Source organism: Pseudomonas sp. MWU12-2345 (assembly GCF_023242385.1).
GTDB lineage: Bacteria > Pseudomonadota > Gammaproteobacteria > Pseudomonadales > Pseudomonadaceae > Aquipseudomonas > Aquipseudomonas gingeri_D.
Genome location: NZ_JALLJA010000009.1, coordinates 111914 through 127160, shown reverse-complemented (window position 1 = coordinate 127160; position 15247 = coordinate 111914). Strand labels below are relative to the sequence as shown.

Sequence of the window (15247 nt, the reverse complement as noted above, 5' to 3'; positions counted from 1 at the left end):
GGATGGTAACAAATGCTTTTCCGGGCGTCAGCCGTCAAGTTCCGAGAAGCCGGTGAGAAAGTGCGGCCCGATGTAACGCTGCGGCAGGGCAAACTCGTCGCGATACTCTACCTGTACCAGGTAAAGGCCGAACGGATGGGCGGTAACGCCGCCGGTACGCCTGACCCGGCTTTCCAGGACTTCCCGGGCCCACTCCACCGGCCGCTCGCCGGCACCGATGGTCATCAGCACCCCGGCGATATTGCGCACCATATGATGCAGGAAGGCCCCGGCACGGATATCGATGACGATCATCTTGCCGTGGCGGGTGACCCGCAGGTGATGCACTTCCTTGATCGGCGACTTGGCCTGGCACTGGCCGGCCCGGAAGGCGCTGAAATCATGGGTGCCGATCAGGTGACGGGCGGCCTCGGCCATGCGCTCAACATCCAGCGGGCGATGATTCCAGGTGATCTCTTCGTTCAGGTGGGCCGGACGGATCTGATCGTTGTAGATCACGTAGCGATAACGCCGGGCGATGGCCTTGAAACGCGCATGGAAGTGCGCCGGCATCACCTGCGCCCAACTGACGCTGACGTCATGGGGCAGATTGATATTGGCACCCATGACCCAGGCCTTCAGCGAACGCTCGGCCTGGGTATCGAAGTGCACCACCTGGCCACAGGCATGCACGCCGGCATCGGTGCGCCCGGCGCACATCAGCGAAACCGGCGAATCCGCCACTTTCGACAGCGCTTCTTCCAGGGTCTGCTGCACCGTCGGCACACCGGACGCCTGACGCTGCCAGCCGCGATAGCGCGAGCCCTTGTACTCGACGCCCAGGGCGATCCTGAAAACGCCGTCGGCCGCCACTTCGGCGGCCGGATTATCTATATTTGCCAAGAACTCACAGCCTGCTGGTTGACGCAAAGGCGGGCATTATAAGGCCAGCCGGCCGAGACGCCATGCACCGGGGACTTTTAGTTGGCCCTACAAATAAAAACGACAGCCCGAAGGCTGCCGTTTTTGTTGAAGCACCGATCAAGCCAGACGCTTGAGCATCTCCCGGGCTTCGGCTTTCTGCGCCTCGCTGCCTTCGTTCAGCACCTCGGCGAGGATATCCCGCGCCCCATCGCTATCGTCCATGTCCATATAGGCCTGGGCCAGGTCGAGCTTGGTGGCCGCCTCGTCGGTGCCGGAGAGGAAGTCGAACGACTCGTCCTCGGGCAATTCGTCGGCCGCCAGGCTCGGTGTAGCCAGCGGCGGCTGCTCCAGGCTCTGGGACAGACGATCCAGCTCGGCGTTGACGTCATCCAGCTCGTCGGTGAACGCATTCGGGCCGGCGTGCGCCTCCAGTTCGTCCGCCAGCGACAGATCGAAATCCGCCGGCAGATCCAGATCATCCAGACCGCCGGCGCCCAGGGTCGGGACTTCGGCGTCGGAATCCTTCAGGTCCTCGGTCAGGCTCAGCAGGAAGTCCTCGTCCGCCGAAGTCGACAGCGGCGCTTCCCCACCCAGGTCCAGATCGAAATCCGCCAGGTCGTCTAGGGCCGGCTTGGCCGGGGCATGCTGTTCCATTAGCGACTCGAAACTCAAATCGTCGTCCAGCGCCGGCGTGGCGCCTGCCTGCTGCCCCAGAATCGACTCGAAACTCAGGTCGTCATCCAGTTGCAGGTCATCCAGATCCGCCTTGGCCGGTGCAACCACCGTTGGCGAGGCGGCTTCGAGATCATCCAGGCTCAGGTCAAAATCGCTATCGAAGAGATCGTCCGCTGCCGCCACCGGTGCCGGCGCCGCAACAGGAGCTGGAGCGGGCACTGGCGCCGGCGGCTCATCGGCCAGCAATTCCTTGACGTAATCCTCGCTCAGTTCAGCCGCCACCGCGGCCGCTCCGAGCCCGGCCACCGCGGCAACCGCGATCATCGACGGAAAACGGCTCTTGAGCTGCTCGACTTCGGCCTGGTGCTGACCGGCAGGCAACTGCCGTTCCTGGGCGATAAACGCATCACGATCGCCCTGCTGGCCGTAGACCTCCATCAGTTTCAGGCGCACATCGGTACGCTGTGGTTCGTATTTCACCGCTTCTTCAAGCAAGCCGGCCGCCTGGTTCAGGTGACCGCGCTGGATATGCAGGTTAGCCTGGTCCAGTACATCGGTAGGACGCTCAGCGGCCGGGACCGGGGCCGGAGCGGGTGCCAGCTTTACGCTCGGCGGAGGGACCTCCAGACCCTCGAAACTGCTTTCAGGCATATCCAGCTCTTCGGAAAAACCACCTTCCTCGTTCAGCGCCCGAGCCATGCGCAGGTGTTTTTCCGCTTCCTGCTTGGCCTTGCGACGACGCGCCAGGAACAGCAGGAGCAAGAGGAACACCAGCACCACGGAACCGGCCAGCAGTCCCATCAGGATCGGACTGGCCAGCAGGTCATCGAGCTTGCGCTCCTGGGGCACGGCGGCGTCAGGCTGGATCGGCGGTACAACCGCTGCAGGCTTGGCCACTTCCGCCGCCGGAGCGATCGGCGCGGGGGCCACTTCCGGCTTGGCCGCCAACTGGGCGGACATGGCGTTGGCCGGTTGCCCGGCAGTGGGTGCCGCAGGCGTGGTTGTCGCACCATCGGCCTGCAACTTGGCCAACTGATCGTTCTTCAACTGAATCAGGCGCTGCAACTTGTCCAGCTGGCTTTGCAGGTCTTCCATCCGGCTCTTCAGCTCGGCATTGTCGCGACGGGTGGTGTCCAGGCTTTCCTGGGTCACCGCCAGTTTGTTGTTCAGGGCCTTGCTATCGCTGGCGGCACCTTTGCCGTGCTTCTTGCCGGACTCGGCGGAGATCAGGCTCAGGTTGTCCTTGGCAGCAGCCTTGGTCGGCGCGCCCTCGGCCCCTTTGTGCCGGGTGGCATCGATCTGTTGCTTGCCGGCATGGGGCGAGCGCCGTCCCGCACGCCAGGCGGCATTCTGTGCCGCCACTTCAGCGATAGCCTTGGGTTGTGCCAAGGCACGGCTTTCCACGCGATCAGGCAGACGCAGCACCTGGCCGGTCTTCAGGCGATTGATATTGCCGTCGAGGAAGGCCCCCGGATTCAACGCCTGGATCGCCAGCATGGTCTGCTGCACGGAAGCGCCATTGCTCTCCTTCAGGGCGATATCCCACAAGGTGTCCTTGGGGCCGGTGGTGTATTGCTTGGCCTTGGTCGGCGCGGTAACCGGCGCCACAGGCGCGGCGGCTGCCGTCGGAGTAGCAGCAGCTGGTTTGGCGGCGTCAGCGGTCGGGGTGTATTTCGACGGATCGAGCAACACGCTGTAGTCGCGCATCAAGCGGCCATTGGGCCACTGCACCTGCACCAGGAAGCGCACATAGGCTTCGGACAACGGTTTGTTCGAGGTGACCCGCACCACGCTGCGGCCGTTGGGGTTGATCACCGGCGTGAACGTCAGGTCGTTGAGGAAATCCTGGCGACTGACCCCGGCATCGGCGAAGGCCTGGGGCGAGGCCAGACTCGGCACGATATCCGAGGCGCTGAGACCACTGACATCCTGCAATTCGATTTCTGCCAGCAATGGCTGGTTCAGAGTTGACTTGAGGGTCACTTCCCCCAGCCCAAGCGCGTGTGCCATACCGGAAGACAGCGCCGAAGCGGCCGCTATTGCTAACACCAGTTTGCGAACTTGAACCATAGCCTCTTCCTTTGTTTGTGCATTCCTCGGCTAGCGAGAAGGTGGTGTCGCCCGCCTTGCGGCAGCGTGCGCGCCCTTGAAAACATCGCCGCAGCGCGCGGTTTCAGCCGACGCCCTTGCAAATGCCCGAGGACAGGTTCACCTCCAGCAACCAGCCTGAGCATAGCGTCAGGCTAGAGTCATTCTGCAAATTGCCGCCAAGTATCTTTTACAGCAGGTCTTTTATCAACAGCTCTGCCAGTTGCACAGCGTTCAATGCCGCGCCTTTGCGTACATTATCGGCTGTCAGCCACAGATTCAGCTCACACGGCTCGTCCACACCGCGACGTACCCGCCCGACATAAACCACATCCTGGCCCACCGCGTCACCCACCGCCGTCGGGTAGTCGCCGGCTTCCACCAGCTCAATGCCCGCCGCAGCTTCCAGCGTAGCGTTCACCGCGGCCAGATCAACCTCGCCGGCGGTTTGCAGAGAGACACTATAGCTATCGCCGAAAAACACCGGGGCTTGAATGCAAGTCACTGAAATTTTTAACAAAGGTGCGGCGAGCAGTTCGCGAAGTTCGCTGACCAGGCGTTTTTCCAGGGAGACATGCCCCTGGGCATCCGGCTTGCCGACCTGGGCCAGCAGGTTGAACGCCATCTGCCGATCGAAAAAGCGCGGTTCCAGCGGACGGACATTCAACAACTCCGCCGTTTGTCGGGCCAGTTCGGTCACCGCCTCGCGGCCCTGGCTCGATACCGCCAGGCAGGCGGTCAGCGTGACCCGCTGGATATCCAGGCCCTTGAGCGGCGCCAGCACCACCGCCAACGCCGTGGCGGCCGCGCTCGGGCTGCCGACCTGCACCGGCTTGCCCAGGGTCGCCAGCACCTCGGGATTGGCCTCCGGCACGACCTGGGGCGCGGACAAGGCGCCGGACAGGTCGATCACCGTACAACCCGCGGCTGTCGCACGCGGGGCAAAGCTGACGGTCACCGCGGGGCCGGCGGCAAAAAACACCAGCTGGACTTTACCGAAGTCGAATTCGTCGACTTCGCGCACCCGTACGTTCTTGCCGCGGAACGGCACCGAGTGCCCCGCCGACTCGCTGCTGGCCAGCAGGTGCAGGTTGGCCACCGGGAAATCGCGCTCTTCGAGGATCTGCACCAGGGTCTCGCCGACGGTGCCGGTGGCGCCGATCACGGCAATATCAAAGGACTGGCTCATGGGATGACCTCAGGTGAAACGGGGGGAGCGGCACTTTACCCGTGACCAGGCGGTCAGGCAATTGCACGTGGGCCTTGCAGAGATGCAGGGTATAAAAAAACCCGCGAATCTGACGAGACGCGGGTTTTTCAACGTTTCAGCGGATCAACGTTCCAGCAGGATACGCAGCATGCGCCGCAGCGGTTCGGCCGCGCCCCAGAGCAACTGGTCGCCCACGGTGAAGGCACCGAGGAACTGCGAACCCATGTTCAGCTTGCGCAGACGCCCCACCGGGATATTCAGCGTGCCGGTGACCTTGGTCGGACTCAGTTCCTGCATGCTGATTTCACGCTGGTTCGGCACCAGCTTGACCCAGGGGTTGTGCTGGCTGATCAGCCCTTCGATATCGGCGATCGGCACGTCCTTGTTCAGCTTGATGGTCAGCGCCTGGCTGTGGCAACGCATGGCGCCGATGCGCACGCAGATACCGTCCACCGGGATCGGGCTCTTGAAGCGACCGAGGATCTTGTTGGTCTCGGCCTGGGCCTTCCATTCTTCACGGCTCTGGCCGTTCGGCAGTTCCTTGTCGATCCACGGGATCAGGCTGCCGGCCAGGGGCACACCGAAGTTTTCGGTCGGGTAGGCATCGCTGCGCATGGCTTCGGCGACACGACGGTCGATGTCGAGGATGGCGCTGGCCGGGTCGGCCAGTTGATCGGCGACAGCGGCGTGGGTCGCGCCCATCTGCTTGATCAGCTCACGCATGTTCTGCGCGCCGGCACCCGAGGCTGCCTGGTAGGTCATGGCGCTCATCCATTCCACCAGGCCGGCCTCGAACAGGCCACCCAGGCCCATCAGCATCAGGCTGACGGTGCAGTTGCCGCCGATGTAGTTCTTGGTACCAGCGTCCAACTGCTGGTCGATGACCTTGCGGTTGACCGGGTCGAGGATGATCACTGCGTCATCCTGCATGCGCAGGCTGGAAGCCGCATCGATCCAGTAACCCTGCCAGCCGGCTTCGCGCAGCTTGGGGAAAACCTCGCTGGTGTAGTCGCCGCCCTGGCAGGTCAGGATCACGTCGAGGGTCTTGAGCTCTTCAATGCTGTAGGCATCCTTCAGCGGAGCAATGTCCTTGCCCACGGACGGACCTTGGCCACCGACATTGGAAGTGGTGAAAAACACCGGCTCAATCAGGTCGAAATCCTGCTCTTCCAGCATCCGCTGCATGAGCACGGAACCGACCATACCGCGCCAACCGATCAGACCTACACGTTTCATCGCAACTACACCTTTTACAAAAGTGGGTCACCGCCTCCAGGGATGGAAGAGGCGGTGGGCCCGAGAGATTACAGATTCCGCAGCGCGGCGACTACTGCGTCGCCCATTTCCTGCGTACCGACTTTAGTGCAACCGGCCGACCAGATGTCACCGGTGCGCAGGCCCTGGTCCAGCACACGGCTGACCGCGGTCTCGATCGCCTGCGCCGCTTCGTGCAGGTTGAAGCTGTAACGCAGCATCATCGACACCGACAGGATGGTCGCCAGCGGGTTGGCGATGCCCTGCCCGGCAATGTCCGGCGCAGAGCCGTGGCACGGCTCGTACATACCTTTGTTATGGGCATCCAGGGACGCCGACGGCAGCATGCCGATGGAGCCGGTGAGCATCGAAGCCTGGTCGGACAGGATATCGCCGAACATATTGTCGGTGACGATCACGTCGAACTGTTTCGGCGCCCGCACCAATTGCATGGCGGCGTTATCGACGTACATGTGGCTCAGCTCGATGTCCGGGTAATCCTGGGCAACTTGCTCGACTACTTCACGCCACAGCTGGCTGGACGCCAGGACGTTGGCCTTGTCCACCGAGCAGAGCTTCTTGCCGCGCACCCGCGCCATGTCGAAACCGACCCGGGCAATGCGGCGGATCTCGCTTTCGCTGTACGGCAGGGTATCGTAGGACTGGCGCTCGCCGTTTTCCAGGGTGCGGGTACCCCGTGGCGCGCCGAAGTAGATACCGCCGGTCAGTTCGCGAACAATGAGGATATCCAGGCCGGCGACGATTTCCGGCTTCAGGCTGGAAGCATCGGCCAGTTGCGGATAGAGAATCGCCGGACGCAGGTTGCCGAACAGGCCCAGTTGCGCGCGGATCTTCAGCAGGCCGCGTTCAGGGCGGATATCCCGTTCGATCTTGTCCCACTTCGGCCCACCAACGGCGCCCAGCAGCACGGCATCGGCGGCGCGGGCACGCTCCAGGGTCTCGTCGGCCAGGGGCACGCCGTGCTTGTCGATGGCGGCACCGCCGATCACGTCGTGGCTCAGCTCGAAACCGAGGCTGTACTTCTCGCTGGCCAATTCCAGCACCTTGACCGCTTCGGCCATGATTTCCGGACCGATACCGTCGCCTGGGAGAATCAGAATCTGCTTGCTCATGCTTTCCTCATGTCATCTGTCGCCGCGCCCATGGTCACGGGCGCGGCTGGAAAAAGTCTATCGCTCGGCCCACAGCACCAGCACATCGGTGCTGAATGAACCATCGGCCTCAATCTCGAAATATTCTCGCACTTCCGCGCCCATTGCCTGCTGCAAATCGCGAATGGCGGTCCGCAACGGTTGTGGGGTGCGCATGCGTTCGACCCAGGAGCCGAACTCCAGGCGCAGGCGCTGACGCTGGGTACTGCGTACGTGCAGCCCGGCCTCGTTGACCTGACGCAGCCACTCGCCCGCCGAATAATCGCGGACATGGCTGGTGTCGCGCAAAACCTCGACGCTTTGCAGGTAGGTGTCGAACAACGGGCTGCCGGGGGACATGACGTCGATGAACGCGGCCACGCCACCGGGCTTGAGCACCCGCCGCACTTCCCGCAAGGCCTGCCCCAGATCGCTCCAGTGGTGTGCCGAGTAGCGGCTGAAGACAAAGTCGAACTCGCCATCGGCGAACGGCAGGCTTTCGGCCGCGCCGCATACCGTGGCGATATTGTTCAGGCCGCGCTCGGCGGCCGCCGCTGCGACCACGTCGAGCATCTGCTGCGAGAGGTCATAGGCGGCCACTTTCTTGACCAGCGGGGCGACATGGAAGCTCACGTGGCCGGCACCGCAGCCCAGGTCCAGGAGCCGGGCGTCGGAGCGTCCGGCCAGCTCGGCCTGGAGCAGGGCGAATTCGGCGCCCTGGGCGTGCACGGCGCTGCTCAGGTAGGCGCTGGCCTGTTCGCCGAATTGCTTTTGAACGACTGCGGTGTGGGCGTTGCCGGTCATGGGATTTTCCTTTTGCCGAGAGTTCCGTGTTGCCGATCCGGCCTTTCGCGGGCAAGCCCTGCTCCTACAGTTTTGCGTCGTACACAAAAGCCGCGTACGACATAACTTTGTAGGAGCAGGGCTTGCCCGCGAAGAGGCCGGCCCTGCCTACCTCAAATCAAGCGTCGCGAAACAACCACGGCTGACTGGCCCGGTGCTTGGCTTCAAACGCGGCAATCGCCTCGCCGTCCTGCAAAGTCAGGCCGATATCGTCCAGGCCGTTGAGCAGGCAATGCTTGCGGAACGCATCGACTTCGAAGTGATAGACCTTGCCGTCCGGACGGGTCACGGTCTGCGCCTGCAGATCGACCGTCAACTGATAACCCGGCGTCGCCTCGACCTGCTGGAACAGCTCGTCGACTTCGCTGTCGTCGAGGATGATCGGCAACAGGCCGTTCTTGAAGCTGTTGTTGAAGAAGATATCGGCATAGCTCGGCGCAATGATGCTGCGGAAGCCGTACTCCTCCAGAGCCCACGGCGCATGCTCACGGCTGGAACCGCAACCGAAGTTCTCCCGGGCCAGCAACACACTGGCGCCCTGGTAACGCTCGGCGTTCAACACGAATTCCTTGTTCAACGGCCGCTTGGAATTGTCCTGGTAGGCATAACCCACGTCCAGGTAGCGCCATTCGTCGAACAGGTTGGGACCGAAACCGGTGCGCTTGATCGACTTCAGGAACTGCTTGGGAATGATCTGGTCAGTGTCGACGTTGGCACGATCCAGAGGCGCGACAAGACCGGTGTGCTGGGTAAAGGCTTTCATGCTGCGCTCCTCAGATCAATTCACGAACGTCGACAAAACGACCGCTCACGGCGGCGGCGGCGGCCATGGCCGGGCTCACCAGGTGGGTACGACCACCGGCACCCTGGCGCCCTTCGAAGTTACGGTTGGACGTCGAGGCGCAGTGCTCGCCGCTTTCCAGGCGGTCCGGGTTCATCGCCAGGCACATCGAGCAACCCGGCTCGCGCCATTCGAAACCGGCTTCGAGAAAGATCTTGTCCAGGCCTTCGGCTTCCGCCTGGGCTTTCACCAGACCCGAACCCGGTACGACAATCGCCTGCTTGATGGTCGAGGCGACCTTGCGGCCCTTGGCGATCACGGCAGCGGCACGCAGGTCTTCGATCCGCGAGTTGGTGCAGGAACCGATGAAGACGCGGTCCAGCTGGATATCGGTGATCGCCTGGTTGGCGGTCAAACCCATGTACTTCAAGGCGCGCTCAATGGAACCACGCTTGACCAGATCGGGCTCGCGAGCCGGGTCCGGCACGTTCTGGTCAACCGCCAGGACCATTTCCGGCGAAGTGCCCCAGCTGACCTGTGGCTTGATCTGCGCGGCATCCAGTTCGACCACGGTGTCGAACACCGCATCGGCATCGGAGACCAGCTCTTTCCAGGCTTCGACGGCCAAATCCCACTCCGCGCCTTTCGGGGCGAAAGGACGGCCCTTGACGTAGGCCACGGTCTTTTCATCGGCGGCCACCAGGCCCACGCGGGCACCGGCTTCGATGGACATGTTGCAGATGGTCATGCGGCCTTCGACGGACAGGTCGCGAATCGCACTGCCGGCGAACTCGATGGCATGGCCGTTACCGCCGGCGGTGCCGATCTTGCCGATCACGGCAAGGACGATGTCCTTGGCTGTCACGCCAAACGGCAAGGTGCCTTCGACCCGCACCAGCATATTTTTCATCTTCTTGGCCACCAGGCACTGGGTGGCGAACACATGCTCGACCTCGGAAGTGCCGATACCGTGGGCCAAGGCCCCAAAAGCGCCGTGGGTCGACGTATGGGAGTCGCCGCAGACCACGGTCATACCCGGCAAGGTTGCACCCTGCTCCGGGCCGATCACGTGGACGATGCCTTGACGCACGTCATTCATCTTGAATTCGGTGATGCCATATTCATCGCAGTAATCGTCGAGGGTCTGCACCTGCAAACGCGATACCTGGTCGACAATCGCCTCGATCCCGCCCTTGCGTTCCGAAGTGGTCGGCACGTTGTGGTCCGGGGTGGCGATGATCGAGTCGACACGCCAGGGCTTGCGCCCGGCCAGGCGCAGGCCTTCGAAAGCCTGGGGCGAAGTCACTTCATGAATGATGTGACGGTCGATATAGATCAGCGACGACCCATCGTCGCGCCGTTTCACTTCGTGAGAATCCCAGAGCTTGTCGTAAAGCGTTTTGCCGGCCATCAGACGTTTCCTCATCAGCTTGTTTCTATGCCCCGGTTTATTGATGGCTGTTCTCAATAACCCCTTGGCTTGTGAGGTCGATGCTATGGGGTTAGAGTGAATAACTCAAATTCATATTTTTTATGCTTTGGATAACCAAGTGGAATACTAGAATGGACCTGGCCAACCTCAACGCCTTTATCGCCATCGCCGAGACCGGCAGCTTTTCCGGCGCGGGCGAGCGCCTGCACCTGACACAGCCGGCCATCAGCAAGCGCATCGCCGGCCTCGAACAGCAACTCAATGTCCGCCTGTTCGACCGCCTCGGCCGCGAAGTCGGCCTGACCGAGGCCGGCCGGGCCCTGCTGCCGCGCGCCTACCAGATTCTCAATGTACTGGACGATACCCGCCGGGCACTGACCAACCTGACCGGCGAAGTCAGCGGCCGGCTGACTCTGGCCACCAGCCATCATATCGGCCTGCACCGTCTGCCGCCCCTGCTGCGGGCCTTTACCCGACGCTACCCACAGGTGGCACTGGATATTCAGTTCCTCGATTCGGAAATCGCCTACGAGGAAATTCTTCACGGCCGCGCCGAACTGGCAGTCATCACCCTGGCCCCGGAACCCCACAGCCTGGTACGCGCCGTGCCGGTGTGGGACGACCCGCTGGATTTCGTCGTCGCCCTCGAGCATCCGCTGGTCAGCCACGGCCCGGTCAGTCTCAAGGACATCGCCCATCACCCGGCAGTCTTCCCGGGGGGCAATACCTTTACCCACCATATCGTCCAGCGCCTGTTCGAAGCCCAGGGCCTGACGCCGAACATCGCCATGAGTACCAATTATCTGGAAACCATCAAGATGATGGTCTCCATCGGCCTGGCCTGGAGCGTCCTGCCGCGAACCATGCTCGATGACCAGGTGGCACGCATTCCTTTACCGGGCATACAACTGACTCGCCAGCTAGGCTATATCCTGCACACGGAACGGACTCTGTCGAATGCCGCCCGGGCGTTCATGGCTTTATTGGATGCGCAGGGTGACAAGCCAGGATTGACCGCATAAGGCAAGCCTGCTTTATTCCAAACAGCTTTTTGCGGCACAACGTTCCTTTCATACCAAGGACAGCTGTAAATGCCCAAGTACGCCAGCCGTATTCCACCCCTGCCACGCATTCATGCACTCGACCCCCAGGTGTCGGAACAGAGCTGGGAAAGCGCCACACAGCTGCTGGCGGCCCTCAATGGCGCGCGCCTCGGAGCCTGGTGCTGGGATATTGAAAGCGGCCAGGTCAGTTGGTCCCGTGGCACCCAGGCGCTGTTCGGCTTCGATCCGCACCAGCCATTGCCCAAGGACATGGACTACCTCGACCTGCTGCCGGTCGAGGACCGCGCGCGCACCCTGCGGGCCTTCCACGCGGTACTGGAAGGCGAGCCCGTCGGACAGGCCATGCATCACCGCATCCTCTGGCCCGACGGCAGCCTGCACTGGCTGGAAATCAATGGCAGCCTGTTGCCGGACAAGAACGGCAAGCCGCGAATGATCGGCGTCATCCGCGAAATCACCCACCAGCGCCAGCGCGAACATGCCCTCAGCAGTTCGGAAAAGCGCTTCGCCACCCTGTTTCATCTATGCCCCAACATGGTGCTGCTGACCCGCGAGGAAGACGGCCTGATCAGCGAGGCCAACCAGTACTTCGAAAGCCTGTTCGGCTGGCCGGCGCTCCAGGTGATCGGACGGACCACCGTGGAGATCGGGCTCTGGGTCAATCCCGAAGAACGCGAGCGCCTGGTCAAATCGATCAACATCCGCGGCGAGTCAGTCAGCCAGGAGGTGCAGTTTCGCGCCAGCAACGGCAAAATTCATGATGGTATCCTCAGCGCCCAAAGGGTCGAACTGGAAGGCCAGGCCTATCTGCTGAGCACCTTTCTCGACACCACCGAACGCAAGAATGCCGAGCTGGCCCTCAAGGACAGCCAGGACCGTCTCGATCTGGCCCTGGACTCGGCGCAACTGGGCACCTGGGACTGGCATATTCCCAGCGGCATGCTCTATGGCTCGGCGCGCGCCGCGCAGTTGCACGGCCTGGAGCCACAGCCGTTCCATGAGTCCTTCGACGCTTTTTTCGACGGTGTCCCCGCCAGCGAACGCGAAAACATGCGCAACGCCTACCGCAGCCTGCGCGAAGGTCCGGAAGGCAGCTATCAACTGACCTATCGGGTACAGTTGGAAAACGGTACCTCGCGCTACCTGGAAAGCCGCGCCCGCCTCTACCGCGACGAGCAGGGCAACCCATTGCGCATGGCCGGCACCCTGCTGGATATCACCGAACAGGTGGAGCGCGAACAGCGCCTGGTGGCCTCGGAAGAGAAATTCGCCAGCCTGTTCCAGGCCAGCCCCGACCCGATCTGCGTCACCCGTCACGAAACCGGGCAGTTCATTGAAATCAACCCGGCCTTCACCCAGGTGTTCGGCTGGAACATCGATGAAGTGCGCAATCGCAGCGCCGAGCAGATCGGCCTGTGGGACGACTCGGCCAAGCGCCTGCAACGTATCCAGCAGGTGATCCGCGACCAGGCCCTGAACAATGTGGCGGTGATCGTTCACCACAAGCGCGGCCACGCCCTGACCTGCGTGATCGCCAGTCGGCAGATCGTGGTCGAGGGGCAGCTGTGCATCGTCACCACCTTGCGCGACATCACCCAGCAACAGCGGGCCGAGGCAGCGCTCAAGGCCAGCGAGGAGAAATTCGCCAAGGCCTTCCACTCCAGCCCCGACGCCATCACCATTACCGAGCGCGACAGCGGCCGCTACCTGGAGGTCAACGACGGTTTCTGCCGGCTGACCGGCTACACCAGCGGCGAAGTCATCGGCAGAACGGTGTATGAAATCGGTGTCTGGGCCGATCACAAGCAGCGTAGCGCCCTGCTGGCGGAGCTGAAGGAAAAGGGCCATGTCCCACACCGCGACATGCTCGGGCGCAACAAGCGCGGCGACGTGCTCACCGTCGAGGTGTCGGTCGAACCCATCATCCTCAATGAAACCGCGTGCCTGCTGCTGACGGCCCGGGATATCAGCCAATTGAAGAACGCCCAGGCGCAGATCCGCCACCTGGCCTATCACGACCCGCTGACCAACCTGCCCAACCGCGCCCTGCTGATGGACCGCCTGAGCCAGCAGATCGCCCTGCTCAAGCGCCACAACCTGCGCGGCGCCTTGCTGTTCCTCGACCTGGACCACTTCAAGCACATCAACGATTCCCTCGGCCACCCGGTGGGCGACACCGTGCTCAAGGTGGTGACCGCCCGCCTGGAAGCCAGCGTGCGCACCGAGGACACCGTGGCGCGCCTCGGCGGCGACGAATTCGTGGTGCTGCTCAGCGGATTGGACGGCTCACGCAGCGAGGTCACGCACAAAGTCCGCGAGCTGGCGGACACCATTCGCGAGCTGCTGGCCGAACCGATGTTCCTCGACGGCCAGCGCCTGCAAGTGACCCCGAGCATCGGCGTGGCGCTGATTCCCGATCACGGCACGACCCCCGCCGACCTGCTCAAGCGCGCCGATATCGCGCTGTACCGGGCCAAGGATTCCGGTCGCAACATCACCCAGCTGTTCCACAGCACCATGCAGAAAGCCGCCAGCGAGCGCCTGCGCATGGAAAACGACCTGCGCCAGGCGCTTTCCCGGGGTGAATTCAGCGTGCATTTCCAGCCCCAGGTGGACGCCCGCGACAACAGCATCATCGGCGCCGAAGCCCTGGTGCGCTGGCACCACCCGGAACTCGGCGCGCAATCACCGACCGAGTTCATCAAGGTCCTGGAAGACAGCGGGCTGATCCTTGAAGTCGGCACCTGGATTCTTGACCACGCCTGCGAGGCCTTTGGCCTATTGCTGGGCGAAGGCCTGATCAGCCACGCTTTCAGCCTGTGCGTGAATATCAGCCCGCGGCAGTTCCGCCAGACCGATTTCGTCGAACGGGTGGAACGTACGCTGACCCGCTACAACATCCCGTCCTCGATGCTGAAACTGGAAATTACCGAGGGCATCGTGATCCAGAACCTGGAGGACACCATCAGCAAGATGCGCCGCCTGAACAAGCTCGGCGTCAGTTTTGCCATGGATGATTTCGGCACCGGTTATTCGTCGCTGACCTACCTCAAGCGCCTGCCGGTGGATGCCCTGAAGATCGACCAGTCGTTCGTGCGTGACGCGACCCACGACCCCAACGACGCGGAAATCATCCGTGCCATTGTCGCCATGGCCCGCAGCCTGGGGCTGACGGTGATTGCCGAGGGGGTGGAGTTGCCGGAGCAACTGGTGTTCCTGGAAGGCTTGGGTTGCCATCTGTACCAGGGTTACCTGCACAGTCGGCCGCTGCCTTTGGAGGAGTTCAAAAAGCTCCTGATCTGAGTGCACCAAACAAAGAACCCCGCCGTGGCGGGGTTCTTTTTCAGCGGACTGGCGCTTAGTGCTGCAGTGCCGGCTTTTGCCCTGCATTAATGGCAATGCGCTTTGGCTTGGCCTCTTCCGGCACGACCCGCAGCAGGTCGATATTCAACAGACCGTTACTCAGGCCGGCGGCCTTGACCTCGATATGGTCGGCCAGGCGGAAGGACAGTTTGAACGCACGCTGGGCGATGCCCTGATGCAGGTAGCTGACGTTTTCAGCCAGGGCGTCACGTTTGCCGCCACTGACGGTCAGTACGCCTTTCTCGACCTGCAGTTCCAGGTCTTCTTCCTGGAAACCGGCGGCGGCCACGACGATGCGGTACTCGTCATCACCATGCTTTTCAACGTTGTAGGGTGGATAGCTGCTGCCCGGTTCGTTGCGCAGGGCGGTCTCGAACAGATCGTTGAAACGATCGAAACCGATGGAAGAACGGAACAGCGGAGCCAGCGAAAATGCGGTAGTCATGTCAATCTCCTGAAATTCAGCGAGTGGTTTAGTCCGCG

Annotated in this window: 11 protein-coding genes; 2 read left to right on the top strand and 9 right to left on the bottom strand. The window is 62.5% G+C overall.

Annotated features, from left to right (window positions below; translation table 11 throughout):
- Positions 1-27: 27 nt before the first annotated feature.
- The 8 genes from truA to leuC all read right to left on the bottom strand — a co-directional run bounded on the left by truA (position 28) and on the right by leuC (position 10316).
- Entirely contained in the window at positions 28-852 is an 825-nt protein-coding gene (gene truA / locus M5C71_RS18890) for a tRNA pseudouridine(38-40) synthase TruA (RefSeq protein ID WP_177102600.1), read from the bottom strand.
- Between the two features lie 168 nt (positions 853-1020).
- The gene (locus tag M5C71_RS18885; RefSeq protein WP_248768475.1) at positions 1021-3648 is read right to left on the bottom strand and encodes a FimV/HubP family polar landmark protein; all 2628 of its coding nucleotides are present in this window, start codon (positions 3646-3648) and stop codon (positions 1021-1023) included.
- Between the two features lie 208 nt (positions 3649-3856).
- Positions 3857-4855 carry an aspartate-semialdehyde dehydrogenase gene (locus M5C71_RS18880; protein ID WP_248768474.1) on the bottom strand — a complete coding sequence of 333 codons (999 nt, stop codon included), beginning with the start codon at positions 4853-4855 and terminating at the stop codon, positions 3857-3859.
- Positions 4856-4999: 144 nt separating this feature from the next.
- A complete protein-coding gene (asd, locus tag M5C71_RS18875) occupies positions 5000-6112 on the bottom strand; it encodes an aspartate-semialdehyde dehydrogenase (RefSeq protein ID WP_017129390.1) in 1113 nt (370 codons plus the stop codon).
- 68 nt (positions 6113-6180) lie between these two features.
- Positions 6181-7263 carry a 3-isopropylmalate dehydrogenase gene (gene leuB / locus M5C71_RS18870; RefSeq protein WP_103497616.1) on the bottom strand — a complete coding sequence of 361 codons (1083 nt, stop codon included), beginning with the start codon at positions 7261-7263 and terminating at the stop codon, positions 6181-6183.
- Between the two features lie 57 nt (positions 7264-7320).
- Positions 7321-8085 (bottom strand): class I SAM-dependent methyltransferase, encoded by a 765-nt coding sequence (locus M5C71_RS18865; protein WP_248768473.1) that lies wholly within the window; start codon positions 8083-8085, stop codon positions 7321-7323.
- Between the two features lie 157 nt (positions 8086-8242).
- Positions 8243-8887, bottom strand: a complete 645-nt coding sequence (gene leuD / locus M5C71_RS18860) for a 3-isopropylmalate dehydratase small subunit (protein ID WP_103497618.1) — start codon at positions 8885-8887, stop codon at positions 8243-8245.
- Positions 8888-8897: 10 nt separating this feature from the next.
- Positions 8898-10316, bottom strand: coding sequence for a 3-isopropylmalate dehydratase large subunit (gene leuC / locus M5C71_RS18855; protein ID WP_248768472.1), 1419 nt, complete (start codon positions 10314-10316; stop codon positions 8898-8900).
- A 152-nt stretch (positions 10317-10468) separates the two neighbouring features.
- Between leuC and M5C71_RS18850 the strand changes: the two genes are divergently transcribed.
- Together M5C71_RS18850 and M5C71_RS18845 are read left to right on the top strand one after the other, a co-directional pair.
- A complete protein-coding gene (locus M5C71_RS18850; protein ID WP_103497620.1) occupies positions 10469-11359 on the top strand; it encodes a LysR family transcriptional regulator in 891 nt (296 codons plus the stop codon).
- A gap of 69 nt (positions 11360-11428) precedes the next feature.
- On the top strand, positions 11429-14704 hold the full coding sequence (locus tag M5C71_RS18845; RefSeq protein WP_248768471.1) for a PAS domain S-box protein: 3276 nt from the start codon (positions 11429-11431) through the stop codon (positions 14702-14704).
- A 55-nt stretch (positions 14705-14759) separates the two neighbouring features.
- Here the strand turns inward: M5C71_RS18845 and M5C71_RS18840 are convergent, their stop codons facing one another.
- Entirely contained in the window at positions 14760-15209 is a 450-nt protein-coding gene (locus M5C71_RS18840) for an Hsp20 family protein (RefSeq protein ID WP_103497622.1), read from the bottom strand.
- Positions 15210-15247 lie beyond the last annotated feature (38 nt).